The sequence below is a fragment of the Rhodanobacter sp. 7MK24 genome, assembly GCF_014842995.1.
Classification (GTDB): domain Bacteria; phylum Pseudomonadota; class Gammaproteobacteria; order Xanthomonadales; family Rhodanobacteraceae; genus Rhodanobacter_A.
Window position 1 is genome coordinate 189,135 of record NZ_JACYXL010000005.1, and the last position, 12,181, is coordinate 201,315.

The 12,181-nt window shown below is 66.1% G+C and carries 14 protein-coding genes; 5 read left to right on the top strand and 9 right to left on the bottom strand.

Annotation, left to right across the window (positions count from 1 at the left end):
• Positions 1-131 precede the first annotated feature (131 nt).
• The 6 genes from IHE49_RS11050 to prmB form a co-directional block, all read right to left on the bottom strand.
• Positions 132-275: a hypothetical protein gene (locus IHE49_RS11050; protein ID WP_192157799.1), complete on the bottom strand. Its 144-nt coding sequence runs from the start codon at positions 273-275 to the stop codon at positions 132-134.
• Positions 276-403: 128 nt separating this feature from the next.
• Entirely contained in the window at positions 404-1,432 is a 1,029-nt protein-coding gene (locus IHE49_RS11055) for an aspartate-semialdehyde dehydrogenase (RefSeq protein ID WP_192157801.1), read from the bottom strand.
• Between the two features lie 18 nt (positions 1,433-1,450).
• On the bottom strand, positions 1,451-2,479 hold the full coding sequence (locus tag IHE49_RS11060) for a D-glycerate dehydrogenase (RefSeq protein WP_192157803.1): 1,029 nt from the start codon (positions 2,477-2,479) through the stop codon (positions 1,451-1,453).
• Between the two features lie 23 nt (positions 2,480-2,502).
• Entirely contained in the window at positions 2,503-3,591 is a 1,089-nt protein-coding gene (aroC, locus tag IHE49_RS11065) for a chorismate synthase (RefSeq protein ID WP_192157805.1), read from the bottom strand.
• Positions 3,592-3,980: 389 nt separating this feature from the next.
• Entirely contained in the window at positions 3,981-4,547 is a 567-nt protein-coding gene (locus IHE49_RS11070; RefSeq protein WP_225578371.1) for a GNAT family protein, read from the bottom strand.
• Positions 4,522-5,442 (bottom strand): 50S ribosomal protein L3 N(5)-glutamine methyltransferase, encoded by a 921-nt coding sequence (prmB, locus tag IHE49_RS11075; protein ID WP_192157807.1) that lies wholly within the window; start codon positions 5,440-5,442, stop codon positions 4,522-4,524. The genes IHE49_RS11070 and prmB overlap by 26 nt, the downstream gene beginning before the upstream one ends.
• A 122-nt stretch (positions 5,443-5,564) precedes the next feature.
• On the opposite strand from prmB, the gene asd reads away from it, so the two are divergent.
• On the top strand, positions 5,565-6,410 hold the full coding sequence (gene asd / locus IHE49_RS11080) for an archaetidylserine decarboxylase (protein WP_192157809.1): 846 nt from the start codon (positions 5,565-5,567) through the stop codon (positions 6,408-6,410).
• 103 nt (positions 6,411-6,513) lie between these two features.
• A complete protein-coding gene (locus tag IHE49_RS11085; RefSeq protein WP_192157811.1) occupies positions 6,514-6,954 on the top strand; it encodes a hypothetical protein in 441 nt (146 codons plus the stop codon).
• Positions 6,955-6,979: 25 nt separating this feature from the next.
• On the opposite strand, the gene IHE49_RS11090 is transcribed toward IHE49_RS11085, so the two are convergent.
• Positions 6,980-8,455: a transglycosylase SLT domain-containing protein gene (locus tag IHE49_RS11090; protein WP_192157813.1), complete on the bottom strand. Its 1,476-nt coding sequence runs from the start codon at positions 8,453-8,455 to the stop codon at positions 6,980-6,982.
• Between the two features lie 235 nt (positions 8,456-8,690).
• Between IHE49_RS11090 and IHE49_RS11095 the strand changes: the two genes are divergently transcribed.
• From IHE49_RS11095 to greB, 3 genes are read left to right on the top strand one after another with little or no spacing between them, the layout of a single operon-like run.
• Positions 8,691-9,938, top strand: a complete 1,248-nt coding sequence (locus IHE49_RS11095; RefSeq protein ID WP_192157815.1) for a hypothetical protein — start codon at positions 8,691-8,693, stop codon at positions 9,936-9,938.
• A complete protein-coding gene (locus IHE49_RS11100) occupies positions 9,935-10,546 on the top strand; it encodes a DUF998 domain-containing protein (RefSeq protein WP_225578373.1) in 612 nt (203 codons plus the stop codon). Before IHE49_RS11095 ends, IHE49_RS11100 begins: the two co-directional genes overlap by 4 nt.
• Positions 10,543-11,055, top strand: a complete 513-nt coding sequence (gene greB, locus IHE49_RS11105) for a transcription elongation factor GreB (protein WP_192157817.1) — start codon at positions 10,543-10,545, stop codon at positions 11,053-11,055. Before IHE49_RS11100 ends, greB begins: the two co-directional genes overlap by 4 nt.
• 54 nt (positions 11,056-11,109) lie before the next feature.
• On the opposite strand, the gene arr is transcribed toward greB, so the two are convergent.
• Both arr and IHE49_RS11115 read right to left on the bottom strand, forming a co-directional pair.
• Complete coding sequence (gene arr / locus IHE49_RS11110) at positions 11,110-11,541, bottom strand: NAD(+)--rifampin ADP-ribosyltransferase (RefSeq protein ID WP_192157818.1); 432 nt, start codon at positions 11,539-11,541, stop codon at positions 11,110-11,112.
• Between the two features lie 358 nt (positions 11,542-11,899).
• Positions 11,900-12,181: integrase core domain-containing protein (locus tag IHE49_RS11115; protein WP_192157819.1), on the bottom strand; the 282-nt coding region annotated here is incomplete at its 5' end.

Consider the following 12,181-nt stretch of genomic DNA (forward strand, 5'->3'; position numbering starts at 1 on the left):
GCGCTTCGGCCGGACGATGCTGCACTTTAGTTAGATGCAAGCGGATCAACAATAGGCGGATCGCAGACTTGCGACGCATTGCTATCGCGCATTCCAGCAATGGAGAAGACGCCCGACCGGCCCGGGGACGCTCAATGCCCCTTGCCGACCGCCTCTCTTGCCTGCTGGACCGCCTGCAACTGGCGCCGCAATTCGGCGATTTCCGCATCCTGCCGCCTGAGCTTTTCCGCTGCCGCCTGGCTGCCGGATTCCTGTTTGGCCACGTCCTTCTGCAAGCGCTGCACCTCGGCTTGCTGCCTGGCCACCGCGGTCCCCACCTGACGCGCAGACCCATGGGTCTGTGCGCAGACCGGCCCAGCCACTATCAGCAGACCGGCCAGCACCCAACTGCATGCCCCACGCCTCACAGATAGTCTTCTATCAGCAGTTCGGCGATCTGCACGGCGTTCAACGCCGCGCCCTTGCGGATGTTGTCGGAGACGATCCACAGGTCGAGGCCTCGCTCGTGCGAGATGTCCTCGCGGATGCGGCCCACATAGACCGGGTCCTTGCCGGCGACGTCGCCCACCGGGGTGGGATAGCCGCCGGCCTTGCGCTCGTCCATCACCACCACGCCCTCGGCCTGCTCCATCAGTTCGCGTGCCTGTTCGGCCGTGATCTTGTCGCGGGTCTCGATGTGGACCGCCTCGGAATGCCCGTAGAACACCGGCACGCGCACCGCCGTCGGGTTCACCGCAATGGAGTCGTCCTCCAGGATCTTGCGCGTCTCCCACACCATCTTCATTTCTTCCTTGGTGTAGCCGTTGGGCTGGAAGTCGTCGATGTGCGGGATCACGTTGAAGGCGATCTGCTTGGAGAACTTCTTCGACTCCACGTCCTGGAAATTGAGCAAGGCCGCGGTCTGCTTGCCCAGTTCCTCCATGCCCGAACGGCCCGCGCCGGAGACCGACTGGTAAGTGGCCACGTTGATGCGTTCGATGCCCACCGCGCGATGGATCGGCGCCAGCGCTACCAGCATGCCCATGGTCGAGCAGTTCGGGTTGGCGATGATGCCGCGGGTGGTGTACTGGGCGATGGCGTGGGGGTTCACCTCGCTCACCACCAGCGGGATGTCGTCCTGGTAGCGGAACTCGGAGGTGTTGTCGATCACCACCGCGCCGGCCGCCGCGGCGCGCGGCGCATGCGCCTTGCTCACCGAACCGCCGGCCGAGAAGAAGGCGATGTCCACGCCGTCGAAGTCGTAGTCGGCAAGGTTCTTCACCGTCACCTGTTTGCCTGCGAACTCCACCTTGCCTCCGGCCGAACGCTCGCTGGCCAGCGGCACCAGCTCGCTGACCGGGAAGTTGCGCTCAGCGAGGATGGCGAGAAGCGTCTCGCCCACGGCGCCGGTGGCGCCGACCATCGCAACCTTGTAACTGCTCTTCTTGCTCATCGGGTGCTGCTCGTCAGGTTAGTTTCGGGTGGGATGGGAAGTCGCGCCGGCCGTAGCCAGCGCTTCGGGATTCAGGAGATTCGGCGGATGGCCCGCGTGCGGACCGTGACCGAAAGACGCCAGCACATTGTCCACCGCCACCGCGGTCATGGCGCGGCGCGTATCGGTCGTGGCGCTGGCGATATGCGGGCTGAGCAGCGCGTTGTCGAGCGTGCGCAGGTCTGGGTGCACATGCGGTTCGCCCTCGAAAACATCCAGGCCGGCGGCAGCGAGCCGACCCTCGCGCAGGGCGGCCGCCAACGCAGCGTCGTCCACGATGCCGCCGCGCGCCACGTTCACCAGCACCGCGGTCGGCTTCATCTGCGCCAGTTCTGCGGCACCGATGGCATAGCGTGTCTGCGGCGTCAGCGGCAGCACCAGCACCAGGAAATCGGAATCGCGCAGCAGCGTGGCCTTGTCCACAAGGCGGGCGCGACATTCGCGCTCGATGGCTTCGGGCAGGCGCGAACGGTTGTGATAGAGCACCGGCATGCCGAAGCCCTGCGCACGCCGTGCGATGGCCTGTCCGATGCGGCCCATGCCGAGAATGCCCAGCGTGCGACCGCGCACGTCGGTGCCCAGCCAGCCCCTGAATTCGGTGGCCCGCCACTGCCCGGCGCGGAGCCAGCGTTCGGCGGCGCCGATCCGTCGCGCGGCACCCAGCAGCAACGCCCAGGCGTAGTCGGCCACGCTCTCGTTGAGCACGTCGGCGGTGTTGCTGGCGGCGACGCCGGCCGCAGTGAGCGCGGCCACGTCGAGGTTGTCGTAGCCCACGCCGAGGTTGGCGACGATGCGCAACCGTTTCGCTCCGGCCAGCTCGGCCGCTCCGATGCGCTCCTTCAGGCCCACGATGGCGGCGTCGCAAGCAGCCAGCCTGGTCGCCAGTTCGGCGGAGGTGAACTTCACCTCCTGCGACTCCTCGTGCACTTCGAAATGCGGCCACAGTCGCGCGATCTCGCTCTCGAAGGTGGGGCGCGACACCCAGACGACCGGTTTGTTGCCTGCCATGCTCACTCCAGCGTGCCGGCGCCTCAGGGGATGCGCGGCGCAACGATGCCCACGTCGCCGCATTGCCCGCGGTGGCGCAAGGCGTGGTCCATCAGCACCAGCGCCATCATCGCCTCGGCGATGGGCGTGGCGCGGATGCCGACGCAGGGATCGTGTCGACCCTTGGTGACCACGTCCACCGGTTCGCCGGCCAGGTTCACGCTGCGGCCGGGGATCAGGATGCTGGAGGTGGGCTTCAGCGCGATCGAGGCCACCACGACCTGTCCCGTACTGATGCCGCCAAGGATGCCACCCGCGTGATTGGACGTAAAGCCGTCCAAACGCATTTCGTCGCGGTGCTCGCTGCCATGCTGGGAAACCGCAGCGAAACCGTCGCCGATCTCCACGCCCTTCACGGCATTGATCGACATCAGTGCGCTCGCCAGGTCACCATCCAGCTTGCCGTAGATCGGCTCGCCCCAGCCCGGCGGCACACCTTCAGCCACCACACTGACGCGCGCACCGACCGAGTCGCCCGACTTGCGCAGCGCGTCCATGGCCTTTTCGAGCTCAGGCACCTGCTCGGCGCAAGGCCAGAAGAAGGGATTTTGCTCGACCGCATTCCAATCGAAGTCCGACGGTGCAAGGCTGCCCAACTGGGCAAGATAGCCGCGCACTCGAACGCCGTGGCGCTCGGCCAGCCATTTCTTCGCGACCACCGCCGCGGCCACGCGCATCGTGGTTTCCCGCGCCGAAGAGCGCCCGCCGCCGCGCGGATCGCGGATGCCGTATTTCTGCCAGTAGGTGTAGTCGGCGTGCCCCGGCCGGAAGGTCGAGGCGATGTCGCCGTAATCCTTGCTGCGCTGGTCGGTGTTGCGGATCAGCAGCGCGATGGGCGTGCCGGTGGTCTTGCCCTCGTACACGCCGGAGAGGATCTCCACGTCGTCCGCTTCGCGTCGCTGCGAGGTATGGCGGCTCTTGCCGGTGGCACGGCGATCAAGGTCCTGGCGAAATTCTTCTTCGCTGATCGCCAGGCCGGGCGGGCAGCCGTCGATCACGCAACCGATGGCCGGGCCGTGGCTTTCGCCGAAAGTGGTGACGGTGAAGAGCTTGCCGAAGGAATTGCTGGACACGGGGTTTGGACGTCCATTCGGGTGGAAGCAAGCTTTACAGCTTAACTGTGTTAGCGAGACTGGTCACCCAGTGCCAACGTGGCTTGGATAATCGTGGTCGCGGCTGAATGACTCGCCACGCTCGTCCTGCGGGGCGCCTGCGGACGTTCTGCGCACTACGTGCTTGTCCGGCCTGCGCCGGGATGACAAGCAAAAGCGCGAATGCTTGGCACTGCCCTGCTTGGTTTTGTCCTGCTCTGACCGTGGCTTCTGCGCGCCGGGAACACGCTGCTTCGCCACGCCCCTCCCTCGGAGGCGGTGAGGCGGGGACGGTCAGGCCGCGCGGCGGGGCCAAACCGCTCCATTACCAGCAAGAGCGCGAGGAAACCTCTCCAACAGCAGCAAAAACCTCACATGCGAGCACTCCACTCTCCCGCCAACATCGCATAGATGACGTCATCCACCCAGATATCGCCCTCGCGCCAGCTCTCGCGGAAATGCGCCTCCTTGCGCATGCCCAGGCGCTCCAGCAACTTCACGCAAGCGAGGTTGCGCGGGTCGACCGAAGCGTAGACGCGGTGGCGCTTCAGGGAGTCGAACACCAGTGCCAGCACGGCGCGTACCGCTTCGGCGGCCAACCCGCGCCCCTGTTGGGCCGGCGACAAGGTGACGCCGAATTCAACCGTATCCGCATTTACGAAATGCAGGCCCAGGTCGCCGACGAGTTCACCGCTATCGCGCAGGCGCAGGGCGAACTGGAACCAGCTGTCCGGCGTATCGAACGCCACCGCTTGCTGGCGCTCGATAAAACGCACCGTCTCATCGGGGGAAGTTGGACGCCAACCCTGGTAACGGCTCACCGACGGGTCGGCGCGATAGGCGAACAGCGCCTGCGCATCCTCGCCGCGCAGACTGTCGAGCCGCAGGCGGGCCGTTTCCAGCAGCACCGAATCAGCGCCGCGCGACGGCAGCAGCATGGATCGCCGCCCTGTGTTCGACCAGGTCGCGGCGTTCCAGCGCAAACACGCCCATCTGCCCCACCTTGAACTCGATCCACACGAAGGGCACCTCGGGCAGCAGCGCGGCCAGCGCATGCTCGCTTTCGCCCACTTCGACGATCAGCAAGCCGTCGTCGGTCAACAGGTCGGCAGCCTCGTCGAGGATGCGCAGGCAGATGTCCAGGCCATCCTCGCCCGAGGTAAGGCCGAGCTTGGGCTCGTGCGCATACTCGCCGGGCAGCGCGGCGTATTCCTCTTCGGTGACATAGGGCGGATTGGAGACGATCAGGTCGTACCTGCGCCCGCGCACGCCTTCGAACAGGTCGGACTTCACCGCCTCGACGCGCGACTCGACGTGCTGGAACACGATGTTTTCGCGTGCCAGCGACAACGCGTCGTCGCTGACATCGACGATGTCCACCTGCCATTCCGGGTTGTACTCGGCCATCGCGATGCCTATGCAGCCGGAGCCGGTGCACAGGTCGAGCGCGCGCTCCACGTGGCGTTCGTCCAGCCAGGGCGCAAAGCCCGACTCGATCAGTTCGGCAATGGGCGAGCGCGGCACCAGGGCACGACGGTCGCTCTTGAACTTCAGCCCGGCGAACCAGGTCTCGCCCACGAGGTAGGCCACCGGCAGGCGCTCGTTGACACGACGTTCGATCAAGGCCAGCACATTGGCGCGTTCCTCGGCGGTGAGGCGACCCGCGCCATAGGCCGGCGGAATGTCCGGCGGCAGGTGCAAACTGGCCAGCACCAGGTGGGTGGCCTCGTCGATGGGGTTGTCGTGGCTGTGGCCGAAGGTCAGCCCGGCGGCCGAGAAGCGGCTGGCGCCGTAGCGGATGAAGTCGATGATGGTTGCAAGTTCGGCGGTCACTGGCCTGGTCCTGGCGTGCGCAATGCAAAGGGTCGGCAATTATACGGCCCCGCGCCCGAAACCCTTTCCCGGCGGAAGGGAGAACCCACAAAGGGAGGCGCCGCCACCCGTATACTGGTCGGATGACTTTCAAGGTATTCCTCCAATACACCCTTCCGCACCGCTTCCTGTCGCGCCTGGTCTACTGGGGTACGCGCTGGACCTTCGCGCCGTGGAAGAACTGGCTGATCTCCACCATCGTGCGCAACTACGACGTGGACATGACCGAGGCGGCGCAGTCCGATCCGCTGGCCTACCAGCACTTCAATGCCTTCTTCACCCGCAAGCTGAAGCCTGGCGCGCGGCAAGCGGATGCCGACCCTGCCGCCCTGCTCTCGCCCGCCGACGGACGCATCAGCCAGGCCGGCCAGATCGTGGACGGGCGCATCTTCCAGGCCAAGGGGCAGGACTACAGCGCCGCCGAATTGCTGGGCGACGAAGCCGCTGCCGCGCCATACCGCAATGGCCGCTTCGTCACCGTGTACCTGTCGCCGCGCGACTACCACCGCGTGCACATGCCGCTGGCCGGCACGCTGCGCGAAACCGTGCACGTGCCGGGGCGCATCTTCAGCGTGGCGCCGTTCGCGGTGGAGGCCATTCCGCGGCTGTTCGCACGCAACGAACGGCTGGTCTGCCACTTCGACAGCCCGCGCGGTCCGTTCACGGTGGTGATGGTGGGTGCCATCCTCGTTTCGTCGGTGGCCACGGTGTGGGACGGACTGGTGATACCGCCCTATGCGCCTTCGATCCGACGCAAGTCGTTCGCCGGACAGAACATCACGCTGGAACGCTTCGCCGAGATGGCCCGCTTCAACATGGGCTCCACCGTGATCCTGCTGCTGCCCGAAGGCATGGCCGAGCTGGACGCGCTGGCGCCGCAACAGGCGGTATGCGTGGGGCAGCGACTGGGCTCCGCGCCCCAAGGCTGACGCAGCGCGTCGTTTTGTGACGCACTGGGCGCACTCGGCAGCACCGGATCGTTATCCTCCCGTCGTCGGCCGCGACCATGCGGCGTGAGGGGACGGAAATTCCATGCGACTGCTGAGCCCAGCCATTGCGTTCTTCCGCGCACACCAACTCACCCGCCAGTTGCGCGAAATAGAACGCTGCGTGCGCGCCCTGCCCCAGCGCAGCCGTACCCAGCTGAGCGTGCTGACCCTGCGCGAGATCGGCCAGGCCGCGCGCAGCGAGTTCCCGCATCTCTACGGCACGGCACCGGAAGCGCGCTACCTGCCATGGGGCCAGGGCACCGCCGCCGGCTATGAACGGGCGCGCTCGGACAATCCCGAAGTGGCCCTGCGCGGTGTCGCTCTGTGGCTGGCCGTTGCCTATCACGAAACCAAACACTCGCCGCAGGACCGCCTGCTGCCACAGCACCGCCAGGTGCTGCAGTTGCTGACCGAACTGAAGCGCCTGCATCGCCCGACGGTCGATCCGGTCAAAAGCTGGATGAGTGCCAGCGCTTCCGCCTGATCGCCTGCACGGGGAGTCAAATCTCTCAGCGGCACTCCGGCACGGTCAACACCTGACCCACCGTGATGTGCTGGTGGCGCAGGTGGTTCATTTCGGCGACTTCCTGCACGCTGGAGCAGCGCAGCTGGCGCACGATGCCCACCAGGGTGTCGCCGCGGCGCACCTTGTAGCTGCGCGTCCGTACCGCCCCCGCGGCACGGGCTGGCGCGAGAGGATCGGCCACCACCGGTGCGGCAGCGGCATGCAGGTCGCCTGCAAGGATGGGCCACGGGCCGTCCACGCAGCGCGCGGCATACGGCTGTTCCAGCAGCTTCGGCACCTGCAGGACCACACCAGCCGGCTGCTCCTGCTGCGGGTCGAGCCGCGGGTTGAGATTGCGCAGTGTGCGGAACCAGCCTTCCTCCATGCCGCCGGCCGAACCCAGGCACACGGTGAGTTCGCTCAGCGAAGCCGGTCGCTTCAATGTGATGCTGCCGGGTTCGCCATCGATCTTCGGGAAACGCAGGTTGTAGCTGTCCGGGTGCAGGAACAGCCACGCCGCCGCCAGCACCGAGGGCACGTAGTCGCGGGTCTCCTGCGACAGCTGGTTGTAGATGCGCGGGTCGTAGAAACTCACCTTGGTGTCGTCGCCCACCAGCCGGCTCATGCGCCCTTCGCCAGTGTTGTAGGCCGCGATGGTCAACTCGAGGTTGTCGTTGAACACCTTCAGTTGCTCGTCCATGTACTCGGCATTCGCGCGCGCCGAAGCGGCGGGATCGAAGCGCAGATCGAAGCCGTCGTCGGTAGTGAGGCCGAAACGCATGCCGGTGGCATACATGAATTGCAGCGGGCCCGCCGCGCCTGAGCGCGACACCGCATGCACCTTGCCACCCGACTCCTTGGCCATGATGCCGAACAGCAGCGCCTCGGGCAGGTCGGCCTTCTGGTACGCCGGCCACATCTCGCTGCGCATGTACTGGTAGCTGATCCAGGCATCGATCAGGTTCGGTCGCCACTGCGTCAGCCACATCTGCAACGCGGCTTTCACCGCGCCGTTCATCGCGATCAGCTCGGAGAGCTTCTGGCCGTGCAGCAGGATCACGCTGCGCTGCGCCTCCGGCAACGCGGCCGGGCCGTGCTGATCCAGCGCCATGCCCGTCTGCGGGTCGCCGTCGGCGTTCTCGTCGCCGATGAAACTGCCATCCTTCAGGCGCAGCATGCGGTCGTAGGCCGAGAAGAAGCGCTGCGGATCGCATCCGGGGGTACTTCCGCAGTGGACCGAAGCGTTCTTCACTGTGTCGATTGCCTGGTTCAGCGTCTGCTGCCCCGCGGCGTCGTTGCCGGCGCGCACCTGCTGCAATGCCGTCTCATAACCCTGCGTAGCCTGATCCAGCTGGGCGTACAACGCCGTCACCGTCGCCGTTGGCTTGACCGATCCCGGGTTGGCGCATGCCGCCAGCAATGCCATCGAAGACGCCAACGGAGCCAGGCGCAGGGATCGAACAAGACGAGCAGACCGCATGACAAAAACCACCCGATGAAAGTCCGACACCATAGCCGGCGGGATCGGCATACTCAATGAACCGGCGCCCCGCAAGCCGTGGCTACAATTCCGCTTAGACGCGGAACAACGGAGTTGCTCATGATCGACCCTTCGCCCGACGGCAACGAACACGCCCGCACCGATTCCGACTCGCGTCGTGGCAGGAGCGGACTCGTGGGCGCCCGCACCGACGGCAAGCACTGAGGCTCCCGCAATGCCGCGCATCGAAGTAGTGCCCGCCAATACCCCGTTCGGTGAACGCCTTGCCGCAAGCTTCGGCTACCCGTTGCGCGGCGCCGGCCTGGCCACCTGCACGGCACTGGCTATTGCACACTACGCCAGCTACCTGCCCGCCATCGGCATGCTGGCCAACCTGTTGGTGTGGGCCGCCACCTGGCGCTATGCCGCCGATTGCATGCAGTACACCGCGAACGGCTACGCCAACCCGCCCGATGTCGGCGTGGACGAAGCCGGCACGGCCGGCTGGGCACTCACCTTGATCCATCTCGTGGCAGGCGCGCTGTTCGTCGCCTGCGGCTTGCTCGCCCCGGCCACGCTGTGGCTGCTGGTTCCCGTGCTGGTGCTGGCATTGCCGGCCATCGACATGTCGCTGGCCTTCGAGGGCAATGTGCTGCATGCGCTGAACCCGGCGACCTGGTGGCGCATTGCGCTTGGCTTCGAGGGCGCCTATTTCATACCGGTGGCGATCAACCTCTTGCTGGGCGCGCTTATCGCAGTGGCTACGCTTACCTCCAGCCTGTTGCCGCACTTCCTGGCGCTACCGCTGTTCGGCTTCGCCTATACCTACCTGATCGTGCTGGCCTTCCACCTGATGGGCGTATTGATCCACCAGCGCCACGAACGCTTCGGGCTGGAGCCGGAGGCACCGAAGCTCGCCAAGGCCATCGGCCAGGACGAGGACAGCCAACTGGTGGACGCCGCACGCACGCTGGCCGAGAGCGATCCCACCGCAGCGCTGCACCAGTTGGCCGAACGCCTGCGCAAGCGCACCGCACCCGCGCCGGTGCACCAGCTCTACCGCGAGCTGCTGCGCCGCCAGGGCCTGCGCGACGACCTGCTGGTACATGGCCAGATCTGGATCGCCGCGTTGGTCGCGCAAAACGAGGCACGTCGCGCGCTGGGCGTGCTGCAGGAATGCTGCACCGCCGATTCCGCCTTCATCCCCGACGACCCGCGCACCTGCGGCGAATTGGCCGACCTCGCCGCGCGCCTTGGCATGGAACGCCTCGCCATTCACCTGGGCCGCGGCTACCTCGCGCACTGGTCGCGCGACGAACGCGCGCCGCATTACGGCCTGCTGGTTGCACGCTTGCTGGGTGCCCAGGCCGAACGCCGCACCGAAGCCATGGTGCTGCTCCAAAAGCTGGCGAGCGCGTGGCCCGAACATCCGCTGCGCAACGACATCGCCACCTTGCAACGGCAACTGGCGGGCACCGCATGAGCACCGGCAAGCCCGCTGCCGCCATCGCGCTCGCCGGCATGCTGGCCTTCCTCGCCACCGGCATCGCCGCGCAATGCCTGCGCCCCGATCTCGACTGGATGCGCGTACCCAACAGCTTCTACCTGATCGGCCCATGGGGCGGCATGGTGCGCGCCGGCTACTACGCGATGGCGCTGGCCTTGGCGCTGCTTGGCGTGGGCGCCTATTCCGAACTCGCTCCCGCCGCGCGCAGCGCCGCACCCTTGCTGCTGTTCGTCATGGGCGGTGCGGCGCTGGCACTCACCGCCATCGAAACCACCGACACGTGGAACCATCCGCCCACGCTGCACGGCTACGTGCATGGTGTGGCGGCGCAGACCGCCTTCCTGTGCACCGCCACCGCCATGCTGCTGCAAAGCTGGCGGCTGCGCGGCGACGCACGCTGGCGGCGCTGGTTCCGCCCCGCCTTCCCCTATGCAGCGCTCTGTTTCGTACTGCTTTGGGTCCAGGCATTCTGGCGCGCACTGCCTCGCGGCCTCAGCCAGAAGGCGCTGATCCTGTTGATGCTGGGCTGGCTGCTTGGCGCCGCGTGGCAACTGCTGCGCGGTCACGGGGAGGCCAGCGCATGAGTCGTTGGCGCCCACCCTCGCCCGGCTCCACGGCCATCATCACCCGCGCCGGTTTCGAGAAGCTCAAGACTGAGCTCGACCATCTCTGGCATACGCTGCGCCCCGAGGTGGTGAAGGCCCTGGCCGCCGCCGCCGCCGAAGGCGACCGCTCGGAAAACGCCGAGTACACCTACCGCAAGAAGCAGCTCGGCGAAATCGACCGCCGCGTGCGCTATCTCAGCAAGCGCATCCCCTCGCTCAAGGTCGCCGAAGGCACACCCGCTGACCGCGAGGCGGTGTTCTTCGGCGCCGTCATCGCGCTGGAGAACCTCGCCAACGGCGAGGAAGTCCGCTACCGCATCGTCGGCCCCGACGAGACCGACGCGAAGCTGGGCTGGATCAGCATCGATTCGCCGCTGGCCCGCGCGGCGCTGAAGAAGCGGCTGGACGACGAGTTCGAGGCGGAACTGCCCGGCGGGCACACGCGGTTCCTGGTGGTCGAGGTCGACTACGAAGCGTGTGCGAAGTGACGGCATGCGTCGCGGAACCAATCGCCTTCGTGGCAGTTGATTTCCTTCGCCCCCTCAATTGAGGATTTCGCCCATGCCTGTTTCGACACGGCTCCTCAACTGGCGGATGAATTCCGGGTCGTGGGGTTCCCAGCTCTCAAGCTCGCCAATGATCTTCAAGGGATGCCCGCTTCGGTATGACCGTGTCGGGTTGCCCGGGAATTTCTTGTTCGTGACGTTCGGGTCATCTTCGAACCCTCCTGTCGGCACCACGACATAAACTCGCGGCCTGCCTTCGCCCCTGGCCATTTCCGCAGCAAGACCGGCGCCCTTGGGCACCGCGGTGAAATAGATGTGGTTCATCACGACGCTGTCGTCGTAGTTGGACCTGAAACCCGCCGTCAACAGATCGCCGACCGACAGACTGACTTTTGTACCGTGATAGAACGGACCAGTCAGCAGATGGCAATTCGCGGGGGAAACGGGGACCCATTCGTCATTACACATCGTCCTGATCGCCTCTCGCAATCCTGCCCTATCGACAGGGCCGCGATTCTAGTTTTCGCCTCGAGTCTTGCCGCAAGTCCCCACGGACGGTATAAATTGACAGTGGGAGGCGCGGTGCGCCTCTTTTTTATTTTGACGCTCACATTTCTCGTGATCGTCTAGATGCGCCATATACCATTGGTGGCATATCCCACGTGGTGCACCGCCGGATCATGAAAGCGCGCTGATCGTGACGTAATACCCGCCCGTATCGCGAATCGAGAACTCCATGGTTCCGGTGGCCGAATTCTGGGCCGGCTCCTCTTGAAGCCTGCGACGTCCCCCCGCTTTGAGTAGCGGGTCGGTTTAGAGTCCGGAGTTACTTTAACTGCTTCGCGTAGGCGGCCGGTGTCAGCCCGCCCAACGCCTTCTTCGGTCGCTCCTCGTTGTACTCCCGGCGCCAGCGTTCGATCTCGGTGCCCACCGACTCATGCGTGGCGTCGTCGACGATGGTCAGGCACTTGAGGACGCGGGCGTCGGCGGTGCAATCGAACACGAAATCCATCGACCACACTTCGTTGGGCGCCGATGGACGGACCAGCGGTTGCCGCTCGCTCACCGGCACCTTCTTCCGCTTGCGCCGACGCACCTGCAGCCGCTC

Coding starts and splice junctions, on each gene's coding strand:
- IHE49_RS11055 (WP_192157801.1), bottom strand. CDS start 1,432: ATGAGCAAGAAGAGCAGTTACAAGGTTGCGATGGTCGGCGCCACCGGC.
- IHE49_RS11060 (WP_192157803.1), bottom strand. CDS start 2,479: ATGGCAGGCAACAAACCGGTCGTCTGGGTGTCGCGCCCCACCTTCGAG.
- IHE49_RS11070 (WP_225578371.1), bottom strand. CDS start 4,547: ATGCTGCTGCCGTCGCGCGGCGCTGATTCGGTGCTGCTGGAAACGGCC.
- asd (WP_192157809.1), top strand. CDS start 5,565: ATGACTTTCAAGGTATTCCTCCAATACACCCTTCCGCACCGCTTCCTG.
- IHE49_RS11085 (WP_192157811.1), top strand. CDS start 6,514: ATGCGACTGCTGAGCCCAGCCATTGCGTTCTTCCGCGCACACCAACTC.
- IHE49_RS11090 (WP_192157813.1), bottom strand. CDS start 8,455: ATGCGGTCTGCTCGTCTTGTTCGATCCCTGCGCCTGGCTCCGTTGGCG.
- IHE49_RS11095 (WP_192157815.1), top strand. CDS start 8,691: ATGCCGCGCATCGAAGTAGTGCCCGCCAATACCCCGTTCGGTGAACGC.
- IHE49_RS11100 (WP_225578373.1), top strand. CDS start 9,935: ATGAGCACCGGCAAGCCCGCTGCCGCCATCGCGCTCGCCGGCATGCTG.
- greB (WP_192157817.1), top strand. CDS start 10,543: ATGAGTCGTTGGCGCCCACCCTCGCCCGGCTCCACGGCCATCATCACC.
- arr (WP_192157818.1), bottom strand. CDS start 11,541: ATGTGTAATGACGAATGGGTCCCCGTTTCCCCCGCGAATTGCCATCTG.